Here is a 25946-nt window from a genome sequence, read left to right as displayed (position 1 = left end):
GCAATCAAAGGGATCAAGCGATCAGAAAATCAGCACGTAGGTTTTGCGCACGGTCTCCTGGATATCCCAGATGCCGAGCGAGTTGGCCGGCAACATCAGTGCGTCGCCACCTTGTATGTGCAGGGTTTCACCCCCGCCGTCCGGGGTGAACGTGCAGCGCCCGGAAATGAAATGGCAGAATTCCTGTGCGGTGATCTGCCGGCGCCAGCGTCCGGGGGTGCATTCCCAGACGCCGGTTTCGACGCCGTCGTCGCGCTCGACGCTGGTGGTCGAGGCAATCGCGACCGGCTCGCCCAGCGGCACCGCCACCGGATTGGATTCGTCGAGTGGCAATGTCGCGGTGTTCTTGAATTGCGTAATACTCATGGTCTGACCTGTCTGTTCGATAAACGACGTTTAGTGCATGAAACCTTCCATGAAACCCGCCACCTGACTGGCAAGCTTGCGCCGCCATGGCGCGGTCGCCGGGTTGGCCAGGGTCTGGTCTTCGTGGACAAAACTTTTGATGATTGCGTTGTAACCGAGCCAGCGGCATGGCTCCGGCTCCCACGCGCGCAACGCATGAATCGCGCCGTCGGGCAGCACCCATGGCTGTTGAGTCAGTTCGCTGTCGCGCTCCAGAATCAGATCCGCCAAGGTACGGCCGCCGAGATTGCTGGCGCCAACGCCCTCGCCGCCATAACCGCCGGACAATGCAATACCGTTGGCGCGGTCGCAGAGCATGTGCGGTTTGAAGTGTCGGGACATGCCGAGGTTGCCGCCCCAGGCGTGGGTGATCTGCACGTTTTTCAGTTGCGGGAACAGCTCGCCGAACAGATAACGGCGCAGTTCGACTTCATCGCGGGTCAGGTCAAAGTTGTGCCGCAGCTTGCCGGCAAACTGGTAGCCGCCACGGGCGCCGAAGATCAGGCGATTGTCGGCGCTGCGCTGGCCATACGTGACCTGGCGGCTGAACTCGCTGAACGCTTGCCCGCGATTGAGCCCGATTTCATCCCAAGTGGCGGCAGACAACGGCTCGGTGGCGACGATCAGGCTCTGCACCGGTAACTGATAGCGACCCAACGGCGGCAAGGTCACCGAATAACCTTCGACTGCCGGCACGATCCAGTGACTGCGCACGCTGGCCTTCGCAGTACGGAGGCTGCCCGACTGCCAATGCGTGACCGGGCTGTTTTCGTAGATTTTCACACCCATGTTCTGCACGGCCCGCGCCAGACCGCGCACCAGTTTGGCCGGATGGATGGTCGCCACGTGCGGCGCATAAATGCCGCCATAAGGCTTGGCCACGCGGATCTGCTGCGCCAGTTGCTCGGGGCTGAGCCAGCGGTAATCGTTGTCGGTCAAGCCTTGGGCGTGCAGTTTGCTCAAGTAGTCGCGCAGGGTGGCTTCCTGTTCCGGATAGCGCGCAGCACAGTAAAGAACGCCGCCCTTGCGGTAATCGCAGGCGATGCCTTCACGCTCAAGGACAACCTCGACTTCATCGGGAATGCTGTGCAGCAGGTCGAACGAGGCTCGGCGCTGCTCTGGCGACAAACCAGCCAGCAGCCGATCCTCGCCGAGCAGATTCCCCATCAGCCAGCCGCCATTGCGGCCGGAAGCACCGAAGCCGGCGGTTTGCGCCTCGACGATGGCAATGTTCAGGCCGGGGGCCAGTTTCTTCAGGTAATACGCAGTCCACAATCCGGTGTAGCCGGCGCCGATGATCGCCACGTCGACGTCCAGGTCCCGCTCAAGCTCAGGCCGCGCAATCAGCGGCTCATCGAGTTGATCCATCCACAAACTGATAGTGCGCCACGCCGGCATGCAAGACTCCGCCACTGAAAACCTTCGATGGCGTCGATCCTAGTGCGTGAGCTCAGCCGATGTCTTGCGCGCGTGTCCGCAAAGAAATTTGTTTGGCGTAAGCCTTCGGTGACTGCCCGGTGTGCTGGCGGAAGCAGCTGTAGAACGCCGATAACGAATTGAACCCGGCGGCGAACGCCAGCTCATCGATGCGCACGGGTGGCGCGGCATTGTCCAGCGAACGCAGCAAATGTTGCAGGCGCGCCTGATTGACGTAACGGTAGAAACTTTGCCCCAACACCTGATTGAGCAGGTAGGAAATCTGATTGCGACTGTACCCGCACTCCTTCGCTACCCGCTGCAGGTCGAGTTCGGGATCGAGATAGGCTTGTTGTCTTTCGAAGTATTGCTGCAAGTCTTCAGCCATGAAACTCAGTTGGCGTGGCGACAAACCCAGGCGACTGACTGCCGGCCGCTGGCTCGCCGCGGTGCTGCCATTGCTTTGTGTGCGCACCAGAGAAGCATATTCGTTGACGCGCCAGATCAGCCCGTCCCTGACCGTGATCGCTTCGCTGGAACGAAATGACACCAGCCCCTCACCGCCACGCAGAGTCACTTCGTATTGAATGAACGCGGTGTTGCCATCCACGCGAATTCGATCGCAATGCTCGAGCAGTTCGTCGGATTCTCGCGGCATGCTGACGCGCACGTACTCGCGTAACTCTTCAAGGCCGAGAACACGGTTCTGAAAAAAATCGTTGTATTGAATATCCGCGTGATACAGCGCCATCACGCTGTCCAGATCCCGATGCTTCCAGCTCAAGTGGTAGCGCATGACCGTGGCGGACGTGGCTTCGCTCTGGTCGGGGCCGTCGTCTTCGGCGTGCATAAAATGCTCATCGCAAAAGAGTCGAGCTTGCCCAAATTCGACACTGGCAGCAATGGCCCATAGATAGTGGCCATTTGACCATGACGCTCAACGAGCGTGACATACATCAAAAAAATCAAAGCAATCGCCAAATGAACTGAAAACTCTCACAGGAATTTCACATCGAGATGCTACTTTTAATGTCAGTCACCGGTTGAGCCAATGAAGGCTCTTCCCACCTAACATGAGCAAACGGAAGCGCTCGATGAAGAAGGCGGGCAACACATGAATAAAGGGTCAAGCAAAGTCACGTTCCCCAACGCTTGCCAGCTGATGCGCTGGCATTTTCATCCCATGGGTTTCGAGGCAACAATGGATGCGCCGGGCAGCATGATTGCCCGTTTGTTCGATCGAGTCAGTGGTGAAACGATGATCGCCATCGCCGGCATACCGTGCGCTACGGTGATGAATGCCGCTGATGTCGAGCGAATTATTGAAGCGGTGGAGGATGAGTTGGAAGCCTTTGTACCTCCAGAGTCCCTCAGGAGCTACGCATAAGCATCTGATTAAAAACGAAAAGCCCGCATTCTTGCGGGCTTTTTTTTGGTCAGGCGATAGACTTTTCCAGTCGGTGATCGGCGAAGAACGCTTTGCCTTTGCTTACCCGGTCGGAAGCCCGTGGCATGTTAACGGCCTGAGTGTCCTGCGGCTCGACATACCAATAACAATGACTGACAGCGCGGGTAATACCGACATAAGCCAGGCGCAGGATTTCGTCCTTTTGCGCCGTGTCATACGGTTCGCTGTCGCCATTTTTGCCCATCCCGGCCATGCGGTAGACCTGATTCTTGTAAGGCGAACTGGTCAGATGCTGGCAATCACCTAGCAGAAACACTGCATCGGCTTGCAGACCCTTGGCACTGTGATAAGTCAATTGCTTCAGCCTGCGAGCGTCGTACGGTAAACTCGAATCAACATTAACTACTGCTTGAATATGCTCTTCAATCAATGACTTATCGCTGCTTTTTCGATACAACATCAAGATTGAATGACCTTGGCGGTAGTGTTCGGCAAGGCGCCGCCCCAAGTCCTGATCATCACGTTGCAGAACGTTGACCGGCTGCAAATGCTTCGGCTCGCCGCTGGCCTTGGCCTTCTTGCCGGGAATCGCCGGCGCTGCCCGGACAATGTGCTCGGCCGCGTCGATAATGTGTTGATGACTGCGATAATTCTCACTGAGCATCACCCGCGTGGTACTCGGCGACGGGAATTCCTTGTTGAACTCCATGAAATAACTCGGCGAACTGCCCCGCCATCCGTAGATGGACTGCCAGTCGTCCCCCACGCATAACAACGACGAGCGCTGCGCTCCCCGACCAACGTGCATCGCCGGTCCACGACTGCGGATTTCAGTCAGGCTGGCGCGGATCCACGAGACGATCTGTGGCGACACATCCTGAAATTCATCGACCATCAGGTGCGACATCGGCCGCAGCAGCTCATCACTCAACAGCTTGAGATTCTCTGGCGAATGCTCGCTGAACAGCGCAAACATGCGGTTGTACGTCATCACCGGCGGTTTCTGGTCCAGCAAATGATCTTCAAACGCCCGCCAGAACAGGCTCAGGGCTTCAAAGAAAAACCGGTCCGGGTCGTCCTTGGCAAAACTCATGCGCCCGACAGCGTCCGGAACATCCAGCCCTAGATTCTCGATAAAGCCTGCGGCGGCGACAAAACAATCGAGCAAAGGCGCCGATGCCAACTCGCCTTTGACCTTGTAGTCGAACCCGGGCCCCGCGCTGGCATCGCCTGCCAGGGTCGCTAAAACACGCTTTGATGATTCGTAACTATCTATCCAGATCAATGTCTTACGACAGAAAGCTTGAAACAGGGTGCGCTTTACTGCCCACTCCGCCCGAACTGACAGCTTGGCGTTGGGGCGGCAAGCCTGAGGATTCTCCCGGGGATCGAAGCCAAGCACTACCCAAGCATCGAGTGTCGGAATATACCCGTGGCAATGGAACGTCGACCCATTGATATCAAAGGTCTGCCGGTTCGGCTCAATGCCTTTGATCGGCCAGGCGCCGGCGCGCAACCACAGATCCTCGATGGCATCGCACAGTTCCTCGTCGCGCTTGGCTGCCAATTCGGTCACCGCCATGCGTTTCTGTACGTCAGGATGATCGCGCTCCAGCTCCTTGAGCTGCAATCCTGCGCGCGACAGCGGTTGAATCAACTGGCGGAAACGCTCGTCCTCGTTGAATAAACGGTGATAGCAGGTGTTCAATTGTTGGCGTTGCGCATCGTTGATGCGCAGGTCGAACGGATTGCTATCAACCTCCTCGTCGCCGCCCTGTGGCCGCAGGCTAAGGTTCTCGAATGCCTGCAAGCGCTCGAATCCGGGCAGGCTGCGAATCATCGGCAAGATCCGCGAGTGAAAGGTTCGCACCAGCTCGCGCGCCTGTTTCAGTGTGAGTGCCTGACCCCAGAGTGCGAACAGTTCGATCAACTTATTGACGAAATCCTTACGCGACTCACGAGTGAAGGTCACCACCGTCATCGAGTCCAGCTCGAAGCCGAGGTAATGGGTCAACAGCAGGATGCGCAACACCAGCGTGGTGGATTTGCCGGCACCGGCGCCAGCCACCACCGAGGTCGACGGCGTATCGCTGAATATCATTTTCCATTGCGCAACGCTCGGTTGCGCATGCTCAGGCAACAAACGCGCGACATCGGCCTTCATGCGCTTTTTCAGCTCGGCCGTCAGCGGCAGCCGCCAATCGTCGAACAGATGATTGTCGACACTCGGCGGACGATGCTCGGTGCTTCGGCTGTCGCGGATCAGCAGGACTTGCCGACCCTCTTCCAGACCTTCGAGCTTGCCTTCTCTAAAACCATATTCGACGCCAGCGGTGTGCCCGCTGCGAAAGCCATCTGCCTGGCCATGCAACCATGAAGCACGATGCTGGGCGCGCAATCGCGTCAATCCGTGGCCAAAAAAGCGCGCGGCCAAGCGTTTGAACCATGGCATCTCGGCCAAAGGGCGAAGCTCGGAGGGAAGATCGGGAGTGTGTTGCGCCACGCTGACGGGCTCCAGTGTGTGAGGCTGTTGCGTCTATGGTGTCTGTATTTGCCGTTGAGTTCTAGCGAAATGCTTACAGGTCATTGGTTTAGGCGATCAATTGAAGGTGAGACCAGACGATTTCGAGTGGCGTTCTCATCAATAAATTAGATAATAATGCCGCACTTTTTACGCTTTTTATCGATGGTTAACTGATAGATGATCGCCGTCATAAACCAAGGTCTCGCGTCGGGTGCATCCATCGCGCCCCATGACGAACCTTTTGAGGAGACGATCATGCTTGAACTCAGACCTTTCAGCTCGTTGGGCGGCGCCCATCACGGCTGGCTGGATGCTCATCACCATTTTTCGTTCGCAGAGTATTACGACCCGCAGCGCATGAGCTGGGGCAATCTGCGCGTGTGGAACGACGACATCATCGCCGCAGGTACCGGTTTTCCGCAGCATCCGCACCGCGACATGGAAATCATCACTTACGTCCGTGAAGGTGCGATTACTCACCAGGACAATCTTGGCAACAAAGGCCGTACTGAAGCGGGCGACGTGCAGGTAATGAGTGCCGGTACCGGCATTGCGCACAGCGAGTACAACCTGGAAGCGCATGACACCAAGATCTTCCAGATCTGGATTCTGCCCACCGAAACCGGCGCGCCGCCTTCGTGGGGTGCAAAACCGTTTCCAAAGGGCGAGCGTGAAGGCTTCGTGACATTGGCCAGCGGCAAGGACGGCGATGACCAGAGCCTGCGCATTCGGGCCGATGCACGTTTGGTGGCTGCGAATATCAAGGCTGGGGAAACCGCAGAGTATCGACTGGATGAAGGACGCCGCGCCTATCTGGTGCCAGCAACCGGCGTGATTGAAGTCAACGGCTTGCGTGCGCAAGCTCGAGACGGTGTCGCGGTTGCGCATGAGCAGGTGCTGACCGTCACGGCGATTGAAGACAGTGAAATCGTTTTGGTGGATCTGGCTTGATCGTTTGAACGCGAGCCACAAAAAAGGGGCAACCATGACGGTTGCCCCTTTTTTATCTTCGCTTTGCAAACTCCGTATTTTGGGGAGATTTATCCCCTCTCTACTGGGTTATCTGCAGGCTCGGATCATTTGGTCGAAATAGCGCCATCCACCAACGTCTGCGCTTCGGCCACCAGTTGCTTGAGGTGGTCGTCGCTGACGAAGCTTTCGGCGTAGATCTTGTAGATGTCTTCGGTGCCGGATGGACGCGCTGCGAACCAGCCGTTTTCGGTCATCACTTTCAAGCCACCAATCGCCTGATCGTTACCCGGTGCGTGGCTGAGGATGCTCTGGATCTTCTCGCCTGCCAGTTCAGTGGAAGTGACCTGTGCCGGCGACAGTTTGCTCAGCAAGGCTTTTTGTTCAGGATTAGCCTTGGCATCGACACGCACCGAGAACGGCTCGCCCAGTTCATCGGTCAGCGCGCGATAAGCCTGGCTTGGATCGCGCCCCGTGCGGGCAGTCATTTCAGCCGCGAGCAAGGCCGGAATCAGACCGTCCTTGTCAGTGCTCCAGACACCACCGTCCTTGCGCAGGAACGACGCGCCGGCGCTCTCTTCCCCGCCAAAACCCAGCGAGCCGTCGAACAAACCCTCGGCAAACCATTTGAAACCGACCGGCACTTCATACAAGCGACGTCCCAGACGTTTGGCAACGCGATCGATCAGACCGCTGCTGACCACGGTTTTACCGACGGCAGCGTCGGCACGCCATTGCGGGCGATTCTGGAACAGGTAATCAATCGACACGGCCAGATAGTTGTTCGGCGCCAGCAAACCACCGGACGGCGTGACGATACCGTGGCGGTCGTGATCCGGGTCGCAGGCGAACGCCACGTCGAAACGCTCTTTCAAGCCGATCAAGCCCTGCATGGCGTGGCTGGACGATGGGTCCATGCGAATCTGGCCGTCCCAGTCGACGGTCATGAAACGGAAAGTCGAATCGACTTCCTTGTTGACCACGTCCAGGTCTAGACGATAGTGCTCGGCAATGGCCGACCAGTAGCGCACCCCTGCTCCGCCCAGCGGATCAACGCCCAGACGCAATTTGGCGTCACGGATGGCATCGAAATCGATGACGTTGATCAGGTCGGCAACGTAGGTATTCAGGTAATCGTGGCGATGGGTCGTGCCAGCCTTGAGCGCCTGCTCGTAGCTGATGCGCTTGACCCCGGCCAGCTTGTTGGCCAGCAGTTCGTTGGCCTTGGCTTCGATCCACTTGGTGATGTGAGTATCGGCCGGACCACCGTTGGTTGGGTTGTATTTGTAGCCACCGCTTTGCGGCGGGTTGTGCGACGGCGTAATGACGATGCCGTCAGCCAGGCCCGAGGTACGGCCACGGTTGTAGCAAAGAATTGCGTGCGAGATAGCGGGCGTCGGGGTGTATTCGTCACCCTCGGCGATCATCACGGTCACACCGTTGGCTGCCAGAACTTCCAGCGCACTGGCGCCGGCCGGGGTCGACAAGGCGTGGGTATCGATGCCGACGAACAACGGGCCGGTAATGCCCTGGGCTTCGCGGTACAGGCAGATGGCCTGGCTGATCGCCAGAACGTGCCATTCATTAAAACTCAAATCGAAGGAACTGCCGCGGTGTCCGGAAGTACCGAACGCCACTCGCTGAGTGGAAACCGATGCATCAGGTTGGCCCGTGTAGTAGGCCGTTACCAGTCGCGGGATATCGACCAACAATTCTGCCGGTGCCGGTTTGCCCGCAAAAGGACTGAGTGTCATGCAAAACCTCTGAGATCGAGTGGTTCAGGAAATACAGCGCAGTTTACTGGCAGTTTGACCGCAGTGCGATGGGATGTATCCGGATCAACTCAGATGTTTTTTAACGTCAGTCGCCGAGGCCAGTCGCAGTGCATCGGCGACCCGTCCTACCACATCTGGCAGATCGTGATCACTGTGACTGATCGGGCTCAAGCGCAGGTGATGTGGATAATGGCCGTTGAGGCTGAACAGTTCACCGGGGGCGATAACGATCTGCTGTCTGAGCAGGCGCTGGAACACTTCGTTCATGTCGACCCGACGTATCGAACGTAGCCATAGGGTTGCGCCACCTTGCGGTTCGACAATCTGCAGCGCATCGCCCAGACGCTCACGCAGCAAGTGGATCAATTGCGTTCGACGCTCCTTGAGCAAACGTCGCAGCACCTGCAAATGCTGGTCGATGCGGCCACTCGCAAACAATCGTGCGAGGGCTTTCTGGCGAGTCGCCGACAATCGAAACGAGCGCAGCAGGAAATGCCGTTGCAACTCGGTGCGCCACTGCCGTGACAAGACAAAACCGTAGGGCGCTTCGACCCCGATAAGTTTGTCGAAAGCACTAAACACCAGCAACCGATCAGGATCCAGCCAGTCGCGCAGGCGCTGGGCGCATGGCTCGTCGGCCAATTCGCTGCTGCAGTCGTTCTCCAGCACCCAGGTGCCATGGTTGGCGAGCAGTTGGGCAATCAACTGCCGATTGGCGTCCGGCCCGAGACTGCCGTGCGGCAAACTCAATGACGAAGACAGCAGGATCAACCCGACTCGTTCGGACTGAAGCAGCATCACCAGTTGCTGCGGATCAAGCTGACCGTCAGCCTGCAACGGCAATTCGATTACCCTCACCTGCGCGGCTTCCAACAGTCGCAGGATCACCCAGTCGCAGGGTGACTCCACTAGCACCGTCACGTCTCGCAACTGCAGTACGCAGATCAGAATTTCCAGTACCGAACGCAGGTCGGCGCCTATGTACACGTCATCCGCGTGCCAGCAGTTAACCGGGGAAACGGTATATCGCGCGGCCAGAACCGTGCGCAGCTCCAGTTCACCACAGGGCTGCGCCAATGATTGTGGCTGGCGAGGGTACTGGCGCAGCAACTCGCGTTCGAGCATCAACAGCGGACTGTCCAGAGACTGCAATGAAGCCGGCTCATCTGCACTCAGTACGCACATTCCTGGGAGGCGCGCATTGCCATACACCGCTTCAAGCACGTCGCTACCGTTGGCAGCTGGTGCCATCAGCGCGGACGCCTGGGCGTAATAGCCGGACTTGGCAACCGAATAGACCCGCCCTTCTTTCTCCAGCAACGAATAGGCGTACTGAATGGTCGAGATCGAGACATTCAAACGCTCCGCCAACTGCCTTAATGAAGGTAAACGCAGCGCACAGCCACTGACGGAGGCGTTGATCAACACGGTCAGATATCGATAAACCGCCTGATACGCGAAATCATTTTCCCGCCGGGATTTCATGGCTGCGGATCCGCGAGCCATTGCACTGCGACTCTCGCAGAAATCACGTTCAACCTTCCGCCGACCGCTCATTTGCGGCCGTTTGCGTGACAGCTGTCGCCGGTTTTTGCGAGCTCTGCTGCTCTGGCGACTCAGGAATCTGGATTGCGCTCATGGCGTACAAACGGGCAATCAATTTCACCGGTAGCCCGCTGACCTCGGTCATCCACTTCATCACTTGTTCCGGGGCATGCAAGCCTTGCATGGCACGGTGTAAATCCGGCAATGCCACGAGCATGCCCGGATGACATTTGCGCAGAAATATTTCCAGCCCCGCGCCACTGTCGATAAAGGGCGCAAACAGCAGACACGTCAGCTGGTTTTCACTGAGATTGAAGGTTTCCTGCAAGTGACTGGCAGCGTGTATTCGCCGCTGTTCAAGATCGAGCAGGTTGCCGTAGGTTGCCAGCAAATGCTCACAAACCGGCTCGGGCACCTGATTGCGGCGCAATGTTGCGAGGGTGTCTTGCAGATAGACGGCGACACCGCTCTCATAGGTCTGGTCTTCGATGACACTCGCGTGCAATCCATGCAGGTGCGCGGCCACCAATGGCTCAACGAACTCGTGATCACCTTGATGCAGCGTCAGGTCGTCGGCCTGAAATCCGAGGAAGTCACTGAGCAAAGGCCAGCGCTCTTCGAGCTTGCCGACAATCATGTCGTTGATGTCGATGAAGCTGGAGCGACGACACGCCTCGAACTGCCCTTCCGGACGCCACGGCAATTGCTCGCCCTCCGTGTAAAAATGCCGGTAGTAGTCGCTACCCAGCCCGTCAAGCATCGGAAATAACGCCTCGAAACCGCGATGATTCGCCGGTAATCCGCCAATCCCGGCTTTGAGTGCCGCCCGATTGAGTCCTTCCAGAAACAGTGTCTGCCGACGAGGAGGCTCAGCGCCGATCATCGCGTCGACACCGTTGTTCCAGCGAGCGATCTGGCTGTAGAACTCCGCTGTAGCCAGGTAGGCGTCATCCCATAATTCGAGGATTTCGTTCGAGGTTCGGCGATGCCCCGACATCAGCAGATTGACGCGATTAGCCTCGCGACTGGCTTCACTGACCACCGACTGGAAATCGAAGGGAGCAACCTGTCGCTGATCCACCATCAATAACTCGACCCGAGGATCGTCGTAGAGAAACAGCGCGCCGTAGCTGCGATGCATGTTCTGCAGTGCGCCATGGCTGTTGCCATTCAAGCGCAAAGAGGCAACGCGCAATTGAAAGGTCGCCGGCGCCCGACCTGCAAGGCTCAGTTGCGCGGCTCGCAGCAATGCCAACGTGTAGCAACTGTCCCGTGAGCCTGACTGGATCACCAGCACCTTGAAGGATCCGATGTGTTCCATGCCGCCGGCCGCCACCAGCAGGCGCTGGATCAACAGCTGCAAAGCCGTCCGCTCTGCACGGGAGAAGAAGCTCAATAACCGTTGCAGAACTTGCTGGTAGACGTAATTCATTGCCTGATCATGGATCGTAGTCATCGGTATTTACCCGGTATCAATAGTTTCATGCCGCGCGCACTGAAAGGTCAGTCGCACAACAATTCATCAATAAGTAATAGACGCTTGAATGCTAACACTTACGCGATCGTAGTTATTTGAAACACATGAGCAATCAAAGACTGGTCAGTGCACAATCAGCGCCATTAACACATTGTTATAGAAGGATATTTTTTGCATAAAAAATACCCTAGGAAACTTCCGACAACGTCCCACGACAATTGAGTACAAGAAAAAAAGACGCTGCCTCGGAAACGCCCTACAACAATTAAACAGAAATTATCGAAGCGCACAGAAGTAGCCGTTTGATATTGCACAGGACAAATAGAATGCACAGACATGGCTCATTCCTTGAGATGAAAGTAATCATTCAATTATCAGGGCTTATATGACGATTAGAAGATACAGATCGAAAGCAAAAACCAGTTCAGTTGCTGAACGGCCGCACAGGCGAAACCAGGCAGGCTTTCATTTGGGGAGGGATAAACACAGAAGAGTCCGTGGGGTCACGGACTCTGTTCAGCAGGGTCACGCAGGTTCGATTTGCAGTGCGACCCGCTCGCGGCATGGGCATTCGTCCATGTAGCGATGAGCTTCGACGAACTCGTTGAACGGGAACACCCGGGTCTTCAACGGCTCCAGCACTCGATCGGCTGTCAGCTGGTTGATGTCACGCAGGGCACGTTGCAGCGCGACATGATCCTGAGTGATGCCCAGTTCCGGCTTGCCGGTGAAGTTGCCGATGCAGTGGACGAAGAACTGAATGTTCTTCTGGAACGCTGCACACGCCGGGAATGGCGTCTGGTTACCACCTTGCAGGCCATACAGGACAAGACTGCCGCGCGGTGCCAGGACGTCGCCGAGCAGCGACATCTGCGGGCCACCCAGACCGTCGAACACCACGTCAACACCACGGTTGTCAGTGATCTTGTTGACGCGCATCAGCAGATCTTCTTCCTCGGTGACGATGACTTTCTCGGCGCCCAGGGACAGCAAATATTCACGTTCTTGCGCTGACTTCGTCGCGGCAATCACCCGTACACCCATGGCCTTGCCCAGTTGGACAAAGGACGGACCGGCGCAATGGCTGGCGTCAGTGACCAGAGCAAACTGCCCCGGCTTGACCCGTGCGAGATCGGCGTAGGCAAAGTAGGCAATCAGCAGCGGCGTGTAATGCACGCTGGCTTCGATCGGGCTGAGCACGTCCGGATAGCGGGTCAGCGCAGTGCGTGGCAATACGATCTGCTCGCCGTAGACAGGGTAGTCGTTCGGGCTTTCAGCCGGAAAACTGGCGACCTTGTCACCTACGGACAGGTCCTCGACATTGGCACCGACTGCGGTGACGACACCGGCCATCTCATGGCCAAGGCCCGAAGGCAGGCGAGCCTGAGACGAGGCCAGGTTCTGACGCCAGAGCGTGTCATACCAGCTGATGCCGATCGCTTCGACACGCACCTGCACTTCGCCAGGACCTGGCTGAGCGGCCGCATGCTCTTCGCATTTGAGCACCTCGGCGGGACCAAACTTGTGAAAACGGATCGTGCGGGACATCGCAAACCTCGTCAAAGTAACCTCTAATGCCATGAACTCTATCTGGGCTTTCGACCCAAGACTATCAGTGGCTATTAATAGTCGACATGCCTGTCATTGATTCCGCAGTATGGGCGGCATTGGCAAAACCCATGAAAAACTGCTGCCACCGTCTCAGTAAAGCTGAATTTTCCGGTGCAGAGTACCAGCCTTTCACCGTAATATTCATGCCGGCCATTGTTCTCATATGGCCGCTCTCGTCAAGCTTGATGACTCTGCCAGGACTCCAGATGAATCGTAATGACCTGCGTCGTGTCGACCTGAACCTGTTGATCGTATTCGAAACATTGATGCACGAACGCAGCGTGACCCGGGCGGCGGAAAAGCTGTTTCTCGGTCAACCTGCGATCAGTGCGGCGCTCTCGCGCCTGCGTAGCCTGTTCGATGACCCGCTATTTGTACGCACCGGGCGCAGCATGGAACCGTCTGCCCGCGCGGTGGAAATCTTCGCCCTGCTCTCGCCGGCCCTCGATTCGATTTCGACCGCCGTCAGCCGCGCGGCCGAATTCGACCCGGCGACCAGCACATCGGTATTTCGGATCGGTTTGTCCGATGACGTCGAATTCGCCCTGCTGCCGATGCTGCTCAAACGCCTGCGTGCTGAATCGCCGGGAATCGTATTGGTGATCCGTCGCGTCAATTACATATTGATGCCGGGCCTGCTGGCCTCCGGCGAGATATCCATTGGTGTCAGCTACACCACCGACCTGCCGGCCAACGCCAAGCGCAAGGTCTTGCGTCGCAGCGCGCCTAAACTGCTGCGCGCCGATACCGTGCCGGGGCCCCTGAGTCTTGATGACTATTGCGCGCGGCCACATGCGCTGGTCTCGTTTGCCGGCGACCTCAGTGGGTTTATTGATGAAGAGCTGGAGAAACTGGGTCGCAAACGGCATGTGGTGCTGGCCGTGCCGCAGTTCAACGGGTTAAGTACGCTTTTGGCGGGTACCGATATCGTTGCGACCGTGCCGGATTACACGGCGGATGCGCTGACAGCGGCTGGCGGTGTGCGAGCGGAGGATCCGCCGTTGCCGACGCGTACGTTTGAGCTGCACATGGCGTGGCGTGGGTCGCAGGATAATGATCCGGGGGAGAGATGGTTGCGGTCGCGGATTCAGATGTTTTTTGGGGATCCGGATAGTCTTTAGGCGTTGTCGGGCAGGCTGTTTAGCTGATCATTTCTGGCTTTTCTAGGCCATGGAGATCCATTTAATTCCAGTGGATGAGGCGCCCGGGGGCATATCTGAGGGCATGCTATGGATGGTTTGAAAAGGATGCCCCCAGCCTGAGGTCCAACAGCCCCCTTCTCGAAAAAGTCACCCTTTGCTGTTCCCAGCCGCCGTCGAGCGCTGTCCGATCACCTCAGTTAATGGCTGAACCTCCGTACGAGAACAAGTGGGGATAGTCGAGTGATCGCCAATAATGGTAGCGTGGAGCCATCAATGGATGTGTCCGTAAGCTTGCGCTTGCTCTTCACAAAGCCCGGCCGCCAACCTTCTTCATCGATACAAGGACGTCATGGTGAGTATTCCAAGCCCTTCAAATAAGGGTGGGCCAGCAGCTCGACAGGGTTTCAAATACCAGGATCACGTCGCCGTTGCGTTTATTTTGAAGATGCTGCGTGACAGTACCTATCTCCAGGTGGAATGCGAAACTGCTGATGACATCGTTGCGGTTTCTGAGAATGCTGGGGAGACTGTCAATGAGTACATTCAGGTCAAGACCACAGAAAATGATAAGAAGTGGAACCTGACTGAATGCATCACCTTGGAGAAGCAAAAAGCTGACTCCTCCCTGTTTCAGAAATCATTAAAATGCGATGTGCGGCCGGGCATAGCCTGCTTCAGAATCGTGTCCAAACGCGATATCGCAAAGGCTCTGGAGTATTTCGCCAAGGAGCTGAGCAGACGGGTTACTCCCGATCTAGCCACCCAGCGGGGGCTGACGCTGGCCAAGCAGCTAAAGACCGTATCTGCCAGAGGGCGTGACTTTTCCTATTGGGCAGACAACTTCGTCTGGCAGGTTTGCGGTGATGTTTCGTCGCTGGAGGCAACGAATCTGCGTGTTCTTGCAGAGGTTATCGATCTGTACGGAGAGACCCCTTCTCATCGCCAGCAAAAGGATATCTACGATGCCTTCCTGGCTTGGGCCGACGATGCTGCAACTGCTGATGTAAAAACCGTGCCCGAGAAGAAAATAATCAGTCGTATGGCGGCCCTCTCGCGACTGAAAGCTCTACTTGGTGCAGCTGCCCAGCACTCTGCCGCCTTTGCTAAACCCTACAAGACCAAGCCTGATCCGTTCTTGGTGGAGTTTCACACGACCACGGAGGACGGTTTGCTACGTACTCTTTCTGGCTTTGACGTTGATTACGATTTCGAGGAATGGCGATCCCAACAACTAGCGGAGCACTTGCTGCAGTGGCTGCCTGAATTCTGTTTACGTGCGAGCGAAATCGCCAATTTCCAGATACACCACACGCCAACGGCGTTGGCGCGATCAATCAACACGTTGACCCAAGCCGCCGTACCTCGAGATCGATTGATTGCAGAGTTGATATTGCATGCCATCCTGCGAAGTCGGGAACACAGCGAGCCAATCGCATGTAAGGTCTTTTACGCGGTCAACGGCAAGCTTTCCGAGTTCGGCAATGCGCACATCGTCCAGAAACCGGGTGAAGCAGACCAGCTATGGCTTGGTTTGTCGCGGATGATTTCCAACGGAACGATGGATCAGACACTGAAAGAAATTTGCGATGTGCTCGATGCCACCATCTCCAGAGCAGCGCTAACTGAGGAGCGAGAGATCATTATCACGCTCCGCGAGCCTCATCACCACCTACCCACGGCCGAAGCCTTCAACAAGGCCTTGCACCGCAATGCTCCTGCGCAGGAAATGCTAAGTGTGTTGTGCTTCCCGATCCTGCTCGCCTACGACAGCGACGCGTTGTCCGAGGGGTACCTGTCTGATTATCTGGCCAACCTCAAGACAGAGGTTACCCAGCACTACAATGCGCTGGCCAATACATTACCGTCAAAGATCAAACAAGTCCGGGTAGTGGTCTTCTTGGTGCCGATCGAGAGCATCCACCAGCTCGTTCAGAAATTTAATGTGCTCTGCAAGGCTGCTAGCTGATATGAAATACGATCTCATCAAACAGCAGCTAGAGGACCTTTACGATCTCAAAGGTGACAAATCCGGCCTGCTCATGGGGATGAGCTCTATCGTGAACAAGGGTCATCCCGAATGGGAGGGCCGTGACCTGGTCATTCGGGCGCTTGACAAGTTCGAGCTGTTCGATGAAGTCGAACAGTCGTTGCTGCTCAGCCTAGTTCGTACCGTTGGACTGTTCCCCTACATTACCCCACATGTGGAGAGCGTTTCGTTCCCCGACCGGTTGGCCTATGAGGTTCATCGAGTGGAAGGGATTGAGAAAGGCATGGTTTTTCATCGCCTGCAGGCACATGTTTTCCATTTGTTGATGCAAGGCAGAAACGTCGTACTAAGTGCCTCGACCAGCGTCGGTAAGAGCCTTGTGATTGATGCTGTCCTCGCACAGGGCAAGTTCCGAAAGGTTGTAGTGATCGTGCCTACGATAGCGCTCATTGATGAAACTCGTCGGCGGCTGGTCAGGCGCTTTCGTCAGCAGTGCAACATCATCACGCACCCTAGCCAAGCGGCAACAGATGCCCCTATCAATGTGTACTTGCTGACCCAGGAGAGGGTGCTTCAGCGTGATGACCTAGGTGATGTTGATTTCTTTGTCATTGACGAGTTCTACAAGCTCGACCTTGCCAGCGATTCTGACGAAAAGAATCGATCTATTGATCTCAGCCTTGCTTTTCACAAGCTTGCGAAGCTGAATGCTCAGTTTTATCTACTCGGCCCACACATTCAAAACATCCAAGGCCTGGATGGGTATGAGTACAATTTCATTCCCTCGAACTTCTCGACCGTGGCAGTCGACGTGACGCACTACAACCTGCGAACGCGCGGCGACACGCGAAAGGATAAGCTTCTTGCGCTGTGCTCGCAGATCACCTCCCCGACCCTGATCTACTGCCAGTCACCGGCAAGCGCAAATCGGGTCGCGCAATATTTAATCGATGAGGGGGACTTCTCTGCGCTTGATGGCACCCGTGAAATTTCAGAATGGATCGCGGATAACTACCATCCTGCCTGGAACGTAGCGAAGGCGATTTCGCTAGGCATCGGCATTCACCACGGTGGCGTACCAAGGGCCATCCAGCAATATTTTGTGAAGTTGTTCAACGAGCGAACCATTCGCTACATCATCTGCACGTCCACCATGATCGAGGGGGTGAACACGTCGGCAGAGAACGTCATCATCTATGACCGAAGAATCAACAACAGTCCCTTTGATTTTTTCACCTTCAAGAATATTTCCGGACGCGCCGGGCGAATGAATCAATACTTCATCGGTAAGGTTCATATGCTGGAAGAGCCACCAGAGGAGAAGAGCCTCATAGTCGAGTACCCAATCGGCTTGCAAGACGGGGCGTCCCCTATGGGACTGCTCATGAAACTCGAACCCGAATACCTCACCGACCAGTCGCGGCAGCGTCTTGAGGCTGCCTATGCGACTCCTCAGCTGTCCGTCGCGACGCTGATCGAAAACAGGCACATTCCAGTCGAACGTCAGGTCGAATTGGCCGACCGCATTCTGCGAGAGCTCGCGCTGGGTCGCGTATGGCTCACGTGGAAAGGTAACCCAGAGCAAAAGCAACTTGAGTATCTCTGTACTCTGATCTATGAGCACCTTCCTCATCGGCTGCCGGAGTATGGTATCCATTCAGGGCTGCAACTCGCTTGGCATATCAATGCCCTCAGAGCCCAGAAAGACTTCAAGGCCTATCTCCAGCAGGCGATTGATGAGGATGGCTCCGACCGGACTCCCAGCGAGTCGATAGGGCAACGGCTCAAGCTCATACGCAACGTCATTTCATACCGCCTTCCCCGAGACATCATGGCGCTGAGCAAGATCCAAGCGGACGTTTTGACCCGCAGGGGCATCGAGCCAGGGGACTTTGGCTTTTTCGCCGAACAGCTTGAAAACCTGTTCCATGATCCGCTGCTCACCGCGCTGGATGAGTACGGTGTGCCGACGCAGATCTCCTCGAAATTCAAAGGGGCGATCTTACCTTCAGAAAACCTTACCCAACTACTCGACAAGTTACGCGCATGGGCACCTAGAATCGAATCAGCGCCGTTGACACACTTCGAAAAAAGCATCGTAAGGTGGGCTGTAGACGAAATCTAACAGGGAGTATTGCGGCCACTCACCCGCACCCTGACGCCCTCTAGAGTCGTAGCGCGTGCTCTGAAGGATAAGAGATCTATTTCCCAAATTGCGTCGGCAAGCTCATATCACTTGGGCATGACAGATACCGTCACCTAACAACGACTTCACTTATTATCAACCGCTCTCAAGCGGGCACAAAATCACTTGCCAACCGACTCGTTAGGGTTAACCGCCAACCACGGTGCGCAAGGAAAGGAGACACCACACCCATGATGAGAGTCTTACGCAAACGCGCTTCACTCCCTAGGCCACTGACCGACGAGCAGGTACGCAGAGCCAAGGAACGACTGGCTGACCATTACCGCCTACCTCCTGAAGAGCGCGCGCGTCGACGCCCACCACTTGAGCCCGACATTTGGAAATCTGCACTTGTCCAAGAGGCGCTGTACAGGGTTTTCCTCAGCAAATGTGCATATTGTGAGACCGCCCTCCATGGGAAGAACCCCACAGAGATTGTGCATCACAGACCGTTAAGTAATGCATTACAAAACGATCGGCGTGAAAGCGAGAGCCATAGTTCTGACCATTACAGTTGGTTCGCTTATGAGTGGGAGAACTTATTTCATTCCTGTGTCGAATGTAACCGCAGCAAACGCAACATATTTCCCGTGGAAGGCCCTCGCGCCAGAATCCGCAGCACTTGGTCGGAAACAGAGACTTTTGAGCAGGCGCTGTTAATCAACCCCTGCAACACAGAACCCAATAAACACCTTCGCTTCGAGTTCAATGGAACGGCTATCGGCGTGGGCCCTGTAGGTCGAGGCACCATTGACACGCTTGCACTCAATCGAAGTGAACTGGTTTACGCCAGAGCAAAAAAACTTCAACGCTGCTTAGACCTGCTACAAATAGGAAGAGGCAGAGATTATCAAGGGGACTACGAAGAGTTCCGCACGGAACTGGAGGATAGTAGTGAATTCTCTGGCGTAGCCCGTATCTTTTTCTTTAATCTCATGTCTCGCTATGCCCAGTCAGCCAAGCTTGCCAAGCCAAAGTTAAAAAGCATCGAGGAGGATGCCATCGAGTTAGTTTATGGCGCTGACGATCAACAATGGCAAGAGCTTCTGGACTCGGCGACGTCCCAAACCCTGTACGCACATGACGAGCCACTCGAGCTAGTTTCCGAGTTGCGCACGCTGCCGCTGCGCCCCGAGCCACGAACCTCACTCCTGCGCCGCATTAGCATCCGCAATTTCAAGGGTATTCCCCAGCTAGACCTCGATATTCCTGCCACATCCCCAGATGAAGCGGGCGCGCCGTGTGCCACGTTGCTAGGGGAGAACTCCACCGGAAAAAGTACGACCCTCCAGGCTGTGGCGCTCAGCCTAATGGGCGATACCATGCGCACTCGGTTAGGAGTGTCTGCTGAAGACTTTCTTCCCCGTGAAGTGGAAGGATGGTATTTGAACGATACCGTTACCCCGGAGGTGGTTCTCGAGTTTGACACTGGCGAGCCGATTCGCTTCCACATCGACCCTTTGACCAAGCGCTTCGTCGGTGAAGAACAACCCGCGCTAGTGTTATTCGCCTTCGGTGCACGCCGGTTCTTCGGCAAAGAAACGACCCGTCGACAGCACATTTCGGCAGTAAAATCATTGTTCGACCCCTTTGCCAAACTGCCCCATCCAGGCCGTTGGTTACAGAGCCTTGATGACGCGAGCTTCGACGCCCTTGCACGTGCAATGCGAGAGGTCCTGATCTTGAAGCACGACGACAACATCGGCAGGGACGCCGAGGGTCGACTCTACGTTCATGCGCACGGCCGTGAAACGCCTCTGGAGCGACTCAGCGATGGCTACCGTTCACTGATGGCCATGGTGTTGGCAGTGATGCGCGGCATGCTTGAGGAATGGGGGGATCTGGAATACGCGCGCGGGCTCGTGTTGATTGATGAAATCGAAACCCACTTGCACCCACGCTGGAAGCTGCAGGTGATGTCCGCCCTGCGAAGGGCGATGCCCAATGTGCAGTTTATTGTGACTACCCATGACCCACTCTGTTTACGTGGCATGCGCGGCGATGAAGTCAAGGTGCTTGTGCGAAACGAAACGCAAACTATCGAAGTCCTGAACGACCTGCCGGACGTCCGAGGGCTTCGTGCAGAACAGTTATTGACCTCTGACTATTTTGGTTTGTCGAGCACCGCCGACCCTGATCTGGAACAGGTACTGGAACAAATCGCATTGCCTGCCCACGCTCGCTCTGCGCTGTCCCACCATGATCAGCGAACGCTTGGACATCTTCGTTGGCTCGGTGACACGCCTGCTGAACAGATCCTCAACGAAGCCCTGCGCCGCTTTATTGAGGAAATGAATGCGTCATCCGAGGTTGCTCGTGGTCAAGTCCGAGAGGAGGCCGTGCAAGGTGTACTGGCCAAGCTTAAGACCCTGCAACGGAGCCGCCGGCCATGAGGTGGGTAGATCGACGGGATGTTCCCGTCCCAGCATCCCTAGCCGGATCCACAAGCCTGGCCGCCCGCGAACGTGCTCGGGCGACCCAACACTTTAGGACTACTACCACCACTAAGTTCAAATTCAAGGCCTATCGACAGGATGATGTTGCCACGGCATTAAATACGTTGTTCTTTGGCAAATGTGCCTATTGCGAGTCCAGCATTCGGGCCGTTCAACCGACCGATATTGAGCACTTCCGCCCGAAAGGACGCGTTGCTGGCTGCCCTGAGCACCCAGGGTATTGGTGGCTCGCCGCGCGCTGGGAAAACTTACTTGCCAGTTGCATCGATTGTAATCGACGACGCTACCAGGACGCTCAGCAAACCGAACAAACCCCACTGGAAGATGAGGTCGAGGGACAGTTTTATTTAGGTAAAGGCGATTTGTTTCCCATATTGGGGCCACAGCGCGCCTTTGGTGCGAGTGATGATCACGAAGCCGAAGACCCCGCGCTCATTGATCCTACTCGACGCGACCCCAAGCAGCACTTGAAGTGGATGCTGGAGCAAGAGCTGAGCGTGGTCGGACCTCAAGCGCATGCCGGTCAGATTGACCCCTACGGCCACCACACCTACCGAGTCTTTGGCCTGAACCGGCAGGGCTTGGTGGAGCAACGCACCGCACGCTGGCGTGAGATCAAAGCGCAGATCGCCACTATCGAGAGCCAACTCGACCTGGCCATCACCATGCCTGAGCCACATGCCACAAACTTGCAGAACCTGGCATTTCAGCAGGTTGATGCGCTTTACGCCTATGCGGCGCCTGATCAGCAATATTCGGCCATGGTGGAAGACTTGTTGGCTGCCGAAGTTGAGCGATTACTAGCGAAATACCAACGTTTGGGGGCATAGCTTGCCGAGCTTGTGCAGCCAGGGGAGGTCTAGGCGATTTGTAGTGGTCAACTGATCCCGGACACCAAAAGCATCGTAGATGCTCCACCGCAACCGTCAACAAGGGCATCTTGCTCGCGCCATGGCATAACATGATTGTGTTCTACCGGACGGTTACTTTTTTCGCTTATAGGAGCTCTCCTCCGGCTTAGCGAAGGATACTCTCAAGCTGCGCAGTTGGCCTGGAGCTATCTGAGAATGAACAGGAAATAGCAATGATCAAATTCGTACATTTTGTAGACCGCAACGTGATCAGCCAAATCAAGGACCAGAAGCTTTCAGAGGAAGACGAGAGCCTTCTGGGGTCCCTTGATCGTAAGGACAGCCGTATTAGTGTAGTGGTCTAATGAAACCGGACACCCATTTAGGCGAGAATGCTCGCCAGATCGAAGTGTCAGATGACCAAACATCGCCGTTCCTTTTCTGCTGAATTCAAACGCGAGGCTGCCGCCCTCGTACTCAAGCAAAACTACAGCTACATCGAAGCCAGCCGTTCACTCGGCGTCGCCGAGTCGGCCCTGCGCCGCTGGGTTGATCAGGTTCAGCAGGAGCGCCAAGGCGTCACTCCACAGAGCAAAGCGCTGACCCCGGAACAGCAGAAAATCCAGGAGTTGGAAGCCCGGATTGCCCGTCTCGAACGTGAAAAATCGATATTAAAAAAGGCTACCGCGCTCTTGATGTCGGAAGATCACGAGCGTACGCGCTGATCAATCAGCTGAGCGTCCATGAGCCGGTTGTTTGGCTGTGCAAGGTGTTTGAAGTCACCCGCTCGTGCTACTACGCCCAGCGTCTTAGGCGCCGCACGCCGGATGTCGAACGGCTTCGGTCGCGCAGCCGGGTGAACGAGCTGCTCTCGCAAAGTCGCAGTGCTGCGGGCAGCCGCAGCATCCTGTCGTTGATGCGTGACGACGGTGAGCAGCTCGGTCGATTCAAAGTGCGCAGTCTGATGCGCGAGCTTGACCTCGTCAGTAAACAGCCCGGATCACATGCCTATAATCGAGCTACAGTTGAACGGTTGGATATCCCGAACATCTTGAATCGGGGGTTCGATGTTCCGGCACCCAACCAGGTGTGGTGCGGCGACATCACCTACATCTGGGTTCAGGGGAAATGGCATTACCTGGCGGTCGTGCTGGATCTTTGCACGCGTCGAGTGGTGGGCTGGGCATTGTCGGAAAAGCCGGACGCCGATCTGGTTATCAAGGCGCTGGAGATGGCTTACGAGCAACGAGGAAGGCCTCAGGGCCTGTTGTTTCACTCGGATCAAGGGTCAAAGTATGCGAGCCGTCTATTTCGCCAGCGGCTGTGGAGCTATCGCATGCGCCAGAGCATGAGTCGCCGGGGAAACTGCTGGGACAACGCGCCAATGGAGCGCGTGTTTCGCAGCTTGAAAACGGAATAGATACCGACCACGGGTTACAGAACGGCTCAAGAAGCCCTGCGCGATATCAGTCACTTCTTGATGCATCAGTACAACTGGGTTCGACCCCATCAATTCAACGGTGGGTTGGCGCCAGCTCGGGCCGAAGAAAAACTTAACGTCGTGTCCGGGATTAGTTGACCACTACACGCAACGCCGAAGCAGGATGAGGACTGTCACAAGAACATTAAATACTGACTTCAGGGCGTACACTGAAAGCTAGCCAAAGCCACACTGGTGTTTATCAGGAATCGCCATTCACGATCGCTAACACAGCCGATGCAAGTGGGGGCACAAATGGGGGCACAACTCTTTTTTTTCGACCTGAAATAACCGTCCTAGAGCCATGTCAAAATGTTCTTTGGGGATCCGGATAGTCTTTGAAACAAGGGTCGAGATCCTGTGGTTCGGTCCCGGGTAGCTGTCGCTTGATGCGCGTAGCTATCCTGTTTTTCAACGTTTTAGCGTCCGTCAGAAGGTATAGGCCTACAGAGTCACTTTGGTGTCTCACCTTCCAGCAGAAATTGATACAAGGAGCAAATATCCTGACTTCTCGATACCAGGTACTTCTCTTGCATACGACGGCGTATGACATGATCCGTATCTAGTGCTGCCCTTTTGTCACTGCCACTCAGTAGGTCAATGTAACTATCCACGTAGGGCTTCATCCCGACAACTCTCTCCACACCGTATACAAGATCACCTCCGACGGCCTGCTTACTGGCACTTTCTTGCAGTATCAACAACCGCCAAGGTGTTTCACTGGAAAACCCTTGGACAAACCTGTCGATATAACCCGCCTTCTCTAAAGTTGTGCAGTTTGTCACCCATCTGTCTCTTCGAATCCAGTACGACAGATCAGGATCACACCTACGCACTGCTGGAAAGTGGCCAAGTAATCGGCTGTATCGGCACGCGTTCAGAGCCGATGCGTGAGATACTTTGCAGAGTTGCTGGGCTCGATGCGTTATCAACTGGTGGCATCACCAGACTTTCAACAACGCTGGTTTGCCAAGGGCCTGAATCGCTCTGCTGCGCGCAAGGCACCAGTATTTGCCTATTCTCGCAAGGACACATTGCAGTCTGATTTCGTGCAGTCACGCTTCGGCCTGCACGCAGACGCTTATCCCACTCACTACTTGTCACTTCCAGAGGCACGCCTGAAAGCTATCCGCCGAGGGCTGGGTTATGGAATGGTGCCGTATATGCAGGTCAGCGATTCGCTGAAAAGTCGGGATCTGGTGGATGTGGCCCCGGGGCATTTCACCGATATCGAGCTTTATTGGCATGCCTGGGAACTGCAATCGCCACGCATGGAAGCACTTTCCGAGCGTGCGGTCCATGCCGCGCGGCGTACCTTGAGCAGCAAGGGCCCGGTAAAGCGCTCCACCATGCCGAAGAAGTAGCTGGCGCCCGGCGGTGATGGGATCAGGACCGTGTCGAGCACTGGTATTGATCAGCGTATGCCTTGATCAGCTCGGTGGTCGCCAGCGTACGCACACGCAGCGGCGGGTCCCAGGCCGGTTCGCCGCGAAACTCGAACCATGACTCTCGCTCGCCCGGCAACCACATCTCCAGCCAGACTTCGTGCTCGCTCAACCCCTCTCTGGCCAGATGGTTATGCAGTAGCAGCCCGTAGGCCTCCAGATTCAGAAAGTCCCGCTCTTCCTTGGCGAGCTCAGCATTCTTGCTCCACTTGGGCCGTTTTAAAGTAGCCTGCTCGTAGTATTTGAAATCCACCACCGTCCAGACTTCACCCTCCTGCTTGACCAGATCGGGGCGCCGTTTGATGTGGTTGCGAGCGAAAATCCTGTAGCGCTGCTTTTGCCAGCGGGCTAGCGTCGTGGCATCGGCTATTCCAAGTGGCAGATGCTGATCATCGCAAGTCTGGAAAGCTTCGAGCCTGCCTTCACCTTCGTTCAACCCATGACACAAACAGACTGATTCCCAGACTGCCCAGAATTTTCCAACGCCCCATATCAGCCCGGTGTCCTGGTTGCTTTGTGTACCTGCATGCAGGTATCGCTCCAGCGCATCGTGCAACTGATAATAGTGAGCGTCGCGAGGTGCCGCGCAGCGGTCGATACTTTGCAGCAAGTGGCGCAGATGGCTCAGGCTGCGCTGGCGTGACAGCGCATCACCGCAATAGAGCGAGTCTTCGGCGCTGAGGTAACGGTGGCGGAAATCTTGCGCCAGCGCTTCGCCTTCAACAACGAAACTGCCCCAGGCACATCGGGGATCGACTTTGAGAAAACCCCGATAAAAATCCAGCGCCAGAAAGCAGTAAAGGCCGAGGATATCCGCCTTGCCAAACTGACCGAACCGACGGTCTTGCTGGATCGACTCAAAGTAAGCCGCGCCTCGTTGATCAAACAGCGCACGATGCAGATGTCGATCAAAACGGCGATATGGGTTATCGACACTGCGACCGCGCCGCTCACACATTGAAAGCAGGCTGCGTGGGTCGGCACGATCGAACAACTCGTCCAGCGCCAGCGCGTCGTGGAACGCCATTCCGTCGTCAGCCCGCTCATTGCCCTTGTCATCGGCTTCGACACCATCATGGGCTGTCAGCACCTCATGCTCGCGCTGGGTTCGGCGAAACACTACGAAACAACGGTAAAGCAGCGACAACGCCTCAGCGCTGTTCACTTCGCTCATGCCATGGGGCACCTTCAACAGATAGCGCCCATCCTTTTCGCGAAACAGTCCCACCTCGCCGTCGCTTTCGACTCGTTCAATGTCGTCGAGCAGCAT

General features: G+C 56.0%; 17 protein-coding genes and 1 pseudogene. 9 read left to right on the top strand and 9 right to left on the bottom strand.

All coding sequences use genetic code 11. The annotated features are described in order from the left end of the window. Window positions 1–21 precede the first annotated feature (21 nt). From AK821_RS12335 to AK821_RS12325, 3 genes are read right to left on the bottom strand one after another with little or no spacing between them, the layout of a single operon-like run. A complete protein-coding gene (locus AK821_RS12335) occupies window positions 22–366 on the bottom strand; it encodes a cupin domain-containing protein (RefSeq protein ID WP_064389896.1) in 345 nt (114 codons plus the stop codon). Window positions 367–396: 30 nt separating this feature from the next. Then, window positions 397–1803, bottom strand: a complete 1407-nt coding sequence (locus tag AK821_RS12330; RefSeq protein ID WP_064389895.1) for an NAD(P)/FAD-dependent oxidoreductase — start codon at window positions 1801–1803, stop codon at window positions 397–399. A 52-nt stretch (window positions 1804–1855) separates the two neighbouring features. Then, window positions 1856–2671: a helix-turn-helix domain-containing protein gene (locus tag AK821_RS12325; protein ID WP_064389894.1), complete on the bottom strand. Its 816-nt coding sequence runs from the start codon at window positions 2669–2671 to the stop codon at window positions 1856–1858. Window positions 2672–2935: 264 nt separating this feature from the next. On the opposite strand from AK821_RS12325, the gene AK821_RS12320 reads away from it, so the two are divergent. After that, window positions 2936–3208 (top strand): DUF1652 domain-containing protein, encoded by a 273-nt coding sequence (locus AK821_RS12320; RefSeq protein ID WP_064389893.1) that lies wholly within the window; start codon window positions 2936–2938, stop codon window positions 3206–3208. A gap of 49 nt (window positions 3209–3257) precedes the next feature. Here the strand turns inward: AK821_RS12320 and AK821_RS12315 are convergent, their stop codons facing one another. Next, window positions 3258–5732, bottom strand: a complete 2475-nt coding sequence (locus AK821_RS12315) for a UvrD-helicase domain-containing protein (RefSeq protein ID WP_064389892.1) — start codon at window positions 5730–5732, stop codon at window positions 3258–3260. A 276-nt stretch (window positions 5733–6008) separates the two neighbouring features. Between AK821_RS12315 and AK821_RS12310 the strand changes: the two genes are divergently transcribed. Continuing rightward, window positions 6009–6704: a pirin family protein gene (locus tag AK821_RS12310; RefSeq protein WP_064389891.1), complete on the top strand. Its 696-nt coding sequence runs from the start codon at window positions 6009–6011 to the stop codon at window positions 6702–6704. 125 nt (window positions 6705–6829) lie between these two features. Here AK821_RS12310 and pgm read toward each other — a convergent pair whose 3' ends face one another. The 4 genes from pgm to AK821_RS12290 form a co-directional block, all read right to left on the bottom strand. After that, window positions 6830–8476 carry a phosphoglucomutase (alpha-D-glucose-1,6-bisphosphate-dependent) gene (gene pgm / locus AK821_RS12305; protein ID WP_064389890.1) on the bottom strand — a complete coding sequence of 549 codons (1647 nt, stop codon included), beginning with the start codon at window positions 8474–8476 and terminating at the stop codon, window positions 6830–6832. Between the two features lie 84 nt (window positions 8477–8560). Then, window positions 8561–9982, bottom strand: coding sequence for an aminotransferase-like domain-containing protein (locus AK821_RS12300; protein ID WP_064389889.1), 1422 nt, complete (start codon window positions 9980–9982; stop codon window positions 8561–8563). A 49-nt stretch (window positions 9983–10031) separates the two neighbouring features. Continuing rightward, on the bottom strand, window positions 10032–11498 hold the full coding sequence (locus AK821_RS12295; protein ID WP_064389888.1) for a hypothetical protein: 1467 nt from the start codon (window positions 11496–11498) through the stop codon (window positions 10032–10034). Window positions 11499–12044: 546 nt separating this feature from the next. Next, on the bottom strand, window positions 12045–13067 hold the full coding sequence (locus AK821_RS12290; protein ID WP_064389887.1) for a zinc-dependent alcohol dehydrogenase family protein: 1023 nt from the start codon (window positions 13065–13067) through the stop codon (window positions 12045–12047). Between the two features lie 269 nt (window positions 13068–13336). On the opposite strand from AK821_RS12290, the gene AK821_RS12285 reads away from it, so the two are divergent. The 7 genes and pseudogenes from AK821_RS12285 to AK821_RS12245 all read left to right on the top strand — a co-directional run bounded on the left by AK821_RS12285 (window position 13337) and on the right by AK821_RS12245 (window position 24595). Next, window positions 13337–14251, top strand: coding sequence for a LysR family transcriptional regulator (locus AK821_RS12285; RefSeq protein ID WP_034154182.1), 915 nt, complete (start codon window positions 13337–13339; stop codon window positions 14249–14251). Window positions 14252–14621: 370 nt separating this feature from the next. Next, window positions 14622–16238 carry a HamA C-terminal domain-containing protein gene (locus AK821_RS12280; protein ID WP_064389886.1) on the top strand — a complete coding sequence of 539 codons (1617 nt, stop codon included), beginning with the start codon at window positions 14622–14624 and terminating at the stop codon, window positions 16236–16238. 1 nt (window position 16239) lies between these two features. Then, window positions 16240–18384: a DEAD/DEAH box helicase gene (locus AK821_RS12275; protein WP_064389885.1), complete on the top strand. Its 2145-nt coding sequence runs from the start codon at window positions 16240–16242 to the stop codon at window positions 18382–18384. A gap of 251 nt (window positions 18385–18635) precedes the next feature. Then, window positions 18636–20837, top strand: coding sequence for an AAA family ATPase (locus AK821_RS12270; protein WP_064389884.1), 2202 nt, complete (start codon window positions 18636–18638; stop codon window positions 20835–20837). Next, complete coding sequence (locus AK821_RS12265; RefSeq protein WP_064389883.1) at window positions 20834–21730, top strand: hypothetical protein; 897 nt, start codon at window positions 20834–20836, stop codon at window positions 21728–21730. The genes AK821_RS12270 and AK821_RS12265 overlap by 4 nt, the downstream gene beginning before the upstream one ends. A gap of 437 nt (window positions 21731–22167) precedes the next feature. Next, window positions 22168–23330: pseudogene (locus AK821_RS12255) on the top strand (IS3 family transposase). Window positions 23331–24121: 791 nt separating this feature from the next. Further along, on the top strand, window positions 24122–24595 hold the full coding sequence (locus AK821_RS12245) for a LysR substrate-binding domain-containing protein (RefSeq protein WP_236708307.1): 474 nt from the start codon (window positions 24122–24124) through the stop codon (window positions 24593–24595). A gap of 22 nt (window positions 24596–24617) precedes the next feature. On the opposite strand, the gene AK821_RS12240 is transcribed toward AK821_RS12245, so the two are convergent. After that, window positions 24618–25946, bottom strand: coding sequence for a hypothetical protein (locus AK821_RS12240; RefSeq protein WP_064389880.1), 1329 nt, complete (start codon window positions 25944–25946; stop codon window positions 24618–24620).

This window comes from Pseudomonas sp. RIT-PI-r (genome assembly GCF_001297015.1).
GTDB lineage: Bacteria > Pseudomonadota > Gammaproteobacteria > Pseudomonadales > Pseudomonadaceae > Aquipseudomonas.
This window is presented reverse-complemented; position numbering and strand designations above follow the sequence as displayed.

Coding starts and splice junctions, on each gene's coding strand:
- AK821_RS12280 (WP_064389886.1), top strand. CDS start 14,622: ATGGTGAGTATTCCAAGCCCTTCAAATAAGGGTGGGCCAGCAGCTCGA.
- AK821_RS12290 (WP_064389887.1), bottom strand. CDS start 13,067: ATGTCCCGCACGATCCGTTTTCACAAGTTTGGTCCCGCCGAGGTGCTC.
- AK821_RS12275 (WP_064389885.1), top strand. CDS start 16,240: ATGAAATACGATCTCATCAAACAGCAGCTAGAGGACCTTTACGATCTC.
- pgm (WP_064389890.1), bottom strand. CDS start 8,476: ATGACACTCAGTCCTTTTGCGGGCAAACCGGCACCGGCAGAATTGTTG.
- AK821_RS12240 (WP_064389880.1), bottom strand. CDS start 25,946: ATGCTGCTCGACGACATTGAACGAGTCGAAAGCGACGGCGAGGTGGGA.
- AK821_RS12330 (WP_064389895.1), bottom strand. CDS start 1,803: ATGCCGGCGTGGCGCACTATCAGTTTGTGGATGGATCAACTCGATGAG.
- AK821_RS12295 (WP_064389888.1), bottom strand. CDS start 11,498: ATGACTACGATCCATGATCAGGCAATGAATTACGTCTACCAGCAAGTT.
- AK821_RS12335 (WP_064389896.1), bottom strand. CDS start 366: ATGAGTATTACGCAATTCAAGAACACCGCGACATTGCCACTCGACGAA.
- AK821_RS12285 (WP_034154182.1), top strand. CDS start 13,337: ATGAATCGTAATGACCTGCGTCGTGTCGACCTGAACCTGTTGATCGTA.
- AK821_RS12320 (WP_064389893.1), top strand. CDS start 2,936: ATGAATAAAGGGTCAAGCAAAGTCACGTTCCCCAACGCTTGCCAGCTG.
- AK821_RS12300 (WP_064389889.1), bottom strand. CDS start 9,982: ATGAAATCCCGGCGGGAAAATGATTTCGCGTATCAGGCGGTTTATCGA.
- AK821_RS12270 (WP_064389884.1), top strand. CDS start 18,636: ATGATGAGAGTCTTACGCAAACGCGCTTCACTCCCTAGGCCACTGACC.
- AK821_RS12325 (WP_064389894.1), bottom strand. CDS start 2,671: ATGCACGCCGAAGACGACGGCCCCGACCAGAGCGAAGCCACGTCCGCC.
- AK821_RS12265 (WP_064389883.1), top strand. CDS start 20,834: ATGAGGTGGGTAGATCGACGGGATGTTCCCGTCCCAGCATCCCTAGCC.
- AK821_RS12310 (WP_064389891.1), top strand. CDS start 6,009: ATGCTTGAACTCAGACCTTTCAGCTCGTTGGGCGGCGCCCATCACGGC.